Source organism: Bacteroides sp. D22 (assembly GCF_000163675.1).
GTDB classification, from domain to species: Bacteria; Bacteroidota; Bacteroidia; order Bacteroidales; family Bacteroidaceae; genus Bacteroides; species Bacteroides xylanisolvens.
In genome coordinates this window covers 1,672-6,091 of sequence record NZ_GG774827.1, presented here as the reverse complement: position 1 = coordinate 6,091, position 4,420 = coordinate 1,672, and the positions used below count along the sequence as shown (strand labels likewise).

The following is a 4,420-nucleotide window of genomic DNA, read 5'->3' as shown; positions in this document are numbered from 1 at the left end:
ATTGCGCTTAAAGAAAAGAACAAAAAAACTTCCAAAAAGTTTTGGAGTATAATAAATAAAGTTCTTATCTTTGCAGTCCGATTCGCAAAGAAAACGGCCTTTGTTTTTCTTTTATACATTCTTTCCCTTTCGCATAGAGAGCCTGAGAAATGAGTAAAAAGAAAAAATAAAAAAAACTTCCGAAAAAGTTTGGTAGTTAAAAATAAAGCCTTTACCTTTGCACCCGCTTTTAAAACGAAAGCAGCAAGTTCTTTGAAATATTGATAAACAATACAAGTAGTACAAGTAAAAAAATAGAACCGTCAATACTTGTCCGAGAGAGTAGCGATACGATTGAAGATAATAGGTATTTGAATAAGGTCAATAAATTTACGGCGTCCTGAACAGAGCAAAAAAATCATCTTAACAGATGAAAAAGATACTTTTACAATGAAGAGTTTGATCCTGGCTCAGGATGAACGCTAGCTACAGGCTTAACACATGCAAGTCGAGGGGCAGCATTTTAGTTTGCTTGCAAACTGAAGATGGCGACCGGCGCACGGGTGAGTAACACGTATCCAACCTGCCGATAACTCGGGGATAGCCTTTCGAAAGAAAGATTAATATCCGATGGTATATTAAAACCGCATGGTTTTACTATTAAAGAATTTCGGTTATCGATGGGGATGCGTTCCATTAGTTTGTTGGCGGGGTAACGGCCCACCAAGACTACGATGGATAGGGGTTCTGAGAGGAAGGTCCCCCACATTGGAACTGAGACACGGTCCAAACTCCTACGGGAGGCAGCAGTGAGGAATATTGGTCAATGGACGAGAGTCTGAACCAGCCAAGTAGCGTGAAGGATGACTGCCCTATGGGTTGTAAACTTCTTTTATATGGGAATAAAGTATTCCACGTGTGGGATTTTGTATGTACCATATGAATAAGGATCGGCTAACTCCGTGCCAGCAGCCGCGGTAATACGGAGGATCCGAGCGTTATCCGGATTTATTGGGTTTAAAGGGAGCGTAGGTGGATTGTTAAGTCAGTTGTGAAAGTTTGCGGCTCAACCGTAAAATTGCAGTTGAAACTGGCAGTCTTGAGTACAGTAGAGGTGGGCGGAATTCGTGGTGTAGCGGTGAAATGCTTAGATATCACGAAGAACTCCGATTGCGAAGGCAGCTCACTAGACTGCAACTGACACTGATGCTCGAAAGTGTGGGTATCAAACAGGATTAGATACCCTGGTAGTCCACACAGTAAACGATGAATACTCGCTGTTTGCGATATACAGTAAGCGGCCAAGCGAAAGCATTAAGTATTCCACCTGGGGAGTACGCCGGCAACGGTGAAACTCAAAGGAATTGACGGGGGCCCGCACAAGCGGAGGAACATGTGGTTTAATTCGATGATACGCGAGGAACCTTACCCGGGCTTAAATTGCAAATGAATAATCTGGAAACAGGTTAGCCGCAAGGCATTTGTGAAGGTGCTGCATGGTTGTCGTCAGCTCGTGCCGTGAGGTGTCGGCTTAAGTGCCATAACGAGCGCAACCCTTATCTTTAGTTACTAACAGGTCATGCTGAGGACTCTAGAGAGACTGCCGTCGTAAGATGTGAGGAAGGTGGGGATGACGTCAAATCAGCACGGCCCTTACGTCCGGGGCTACACACGTGTTACAATGGGGGGTACAGAAGGCAGCTACCTGGCGACAGGATGCTAATCCCAAAAACCTCTCTCAGTTCGGATCGAAGTCTGCAACCCGACTTCGTGAAGCTGGATTCGCTAGTAATCGCGCATCAGCCATGGCGCGGTGAATACGTTCCCGGGCCTTGTACACACCGCCCGTCAAGCCATGAAAGCCGGGGGTACCTGAAGTACGTAACCGCAAGGAGCGTCCTAGGGTAAAACTGGTAATTGGGGCTAAGTCGTAACAAGGTAGCCGTACCGGAAGGTGCGGCTGGAACACCTCCTTTCTGGAGCGATGTCGTAAGACGATGCAATTCTACATGAATAATGTAAAACGGCCATCGTTAAAAATAATGACTTTAAAGGTTCTGTTTTTGTACTACTGGTACTTGTTTATTTATAATATATAGATCAACCATCTATAGAAGTATAGATAGAGATAAACAAGAGAAAAAAGAAGCCGAGTCTAGACGAAAGGTAGACAAGGTTGAACTAGTCCTATAGCTCAGTTGGTTAGAGCGCTACACTGATAATGTAGAGGTCGGCAGTTCAACTCTGCCTGGGACTACCAAGCTCAAGAATGAGGAACAGCGAAAGCTGAAAGTTAAAAGCTAAAAAACGATATTCTTGAACAACCTCTTGGGGGATTAGCTCAGCTGGCTAGAGCATCTGCCTTGCACGCAGAGGGTCAACGGTTCGAATCCGTTATTCTCCACCATCTCTGAAAAGAGAAACGATCTTTGACATGATGTACAAAAAGTAAAATTAAAAGTAAGAGCTAAAAGTATATATCAAACCGTACGTGTTCGAATATGCAATATTGACAGCCGGAAGCAATTCCATGGTCAATACCATTATGAGAATAAAACGTTTGAAAGAAAGTAAGCAAGGGCGCATGGCGGATGCCTTGGCTCTCGGAGGCGATGAAGGACGTGATAAGCTGCGATAAGCTTCGGGTAGGTGCAAATAACCTTTGATCCGAAGATTTCCGAATGGGACAACCCGGCATTCTGAAGGAATGTCATCCATCCTGGATGGAAGCTAACGCAGGGAACTGAAACATCTTAGTACCTGTAGGAAAAGAAAATAATAATGATTCCCCAAGTAGTGGCGAGCGAACGGGGATTAGCCCAAACCAATGTTGTTACGGCAATATTGGGGTTGTAGGACCACGATGTCGCAAGAACTTTAGTGAGAAGAATTCTTTGGAAAATGAAACCATAGACGGTGATAGTCCGGTATTCGAAGCTAAACGAAGCGTAGTGGTATCCTGAGTAGCGCGGGACACGAGGAATCTTGCGTGAATCTGCCGGGACCATCCGGTAAGGCTAAATACTCCCGAGAGACCGATAGCGAACCAGTACTGTGAAGGAAAGGTGAAAAGCACTTCGAATAGAAGAGTGAAATAGTCCCTGAAACCGTGCGCCTACAAGCGGTCGGAGCAGCGTAAGTTGTGACGGCGTGCCTTTTGCATAATGAACCTACGAGTTACTTTTTCCGGCAAGGTTAAGCATTTCAAAATGTGTAGCCGAAGCGAAAGCGAGTCTGAACAGGGCGATTAGTCGGAAGGAGTAGACGCGAAACCAAGTGATCTACCCTTGGTCAGGTTGAAGGTTAGGTAACACTAACTGGAGGACCGAACCGATAAGCGTTGAAAAGCTTCCGGATGAACTGAGGGTGGGGGTGAAAGGCTAATCAAACTTGGAGATAGCTCGTACTCCCCGAAATGCATTTAGGTGCAGCCTTGGGAATTACTACTGTGAGGTAGAGCGACTGATAAGATGCGAGGGCTTCACCGCCTATCAAGTCTTGATAAACTCCGAATGCGCAGTAGTTCGATCCCAGGAGTGAGGGCATGGGTGCTAAGGTCCATGTCCTAAAGGAGAAGAATCCGGACCATCAGCTAAGGTCCCGAAATAATTGCTAAGTTGAACTAACGAAGTCAGATTGCTAAGACAGCTAGGATGTTGGCTTGGAAGCAGCCATTCATTTAAAGAGTGCGTAACAGCTCACTAGTCGAGGAGTTTGGCGTGGATAATAATCGGGCATTAAGCAATTTACCGAAGCTATGGGATGTTAACTAAACACTAACATCGGTAGGGGAGCATTCCACTCTGCGTCGAAGGTGAAGCGTGAGCTTTGCTGGAGCGTGTGGAAAAGCAAATGTAGGTATAAGTAACGATAAAGGGGGTGAGAAACCCCCTCGCCGAAAGACTAAGGTTTCCTGATCAACGCTAATCGGATCAGGGTTAGTCGGGTCCTAAGGCTCAGCCGAACGGTGAGGCCGATGGCAGAACAGGTTAATATTCCTGTACTACCTTAAGGAGTGACGTGGAGACGGAGGCGTGATAGCGCCGCGGACTGACGGAATAGTCCGTTGAAGGGTGTAGATGTTGATCTTTGCAGGCAAATCCACAAAGAGAGTCGAACCTGATAGTATACCAAATTCTTCGGAATAAGGTAATAGTGCGTGTAAACATACTCCCAAGAAAATCCGCTAAACTTAATCTTTAAGGTACCCGTACCGCAAACGGACACACGTAGTCGGGTTGAATATACTAAGGCGCTTGAGTGATTCACGGTTAAGGAACTAGGCAAATTGACCCTGTAACTTCGGGATAAAGGGTCCCAACGAGAGTTGGGCGCAGAGAATAGGTCCAGGCAACTGTTTAACAAAAACACAGGGCTGTGCCAAATTGAAAGATTACGTATACAGCCTGACACCTGCCCGGTGCTGGAAGGTTAAGAGGAG

General features: G+C 45.8%; 2 tRNA genes and 2 rRNA genes (1 of these 4 cut by a window edge). All 4 read left to right on the top strand.

From position 1 onward, the window contains the following. The first annotated feature begins 426 nt into the window (after positions 1–426). Positions 427–1,955, top strand: a 16S ribosomal RNA gene (locus tag HMPREF0106_RS02305). Between the two features lie 207 nt (positions 1,956–2,162). Further along, positions 2,163–2,239, top strand: a tRNA-Ile gene (locus tag HMPREF0106_RS02310). A gap of 70 nt (positions 2,240–2,309) precedes the next feature. Continuing rightward, positions 2,310–2,386, top strand: a tRNA-Ala gene (locus tag HMPREF0106_RS02315). Between the two features lie 157 nt (positions 2,387–2,543). Further along, positions 2,544–4,420, top strand: a 23S ribosomal RNA gene (locus HMPREF0106_RS27565) (it continues 1,440 nt past the right edge of the window). Together the 16S and 23S rRNA genes with 2 tRNA genes alongside form the textbook arrangement of a ribosomal RNA operon.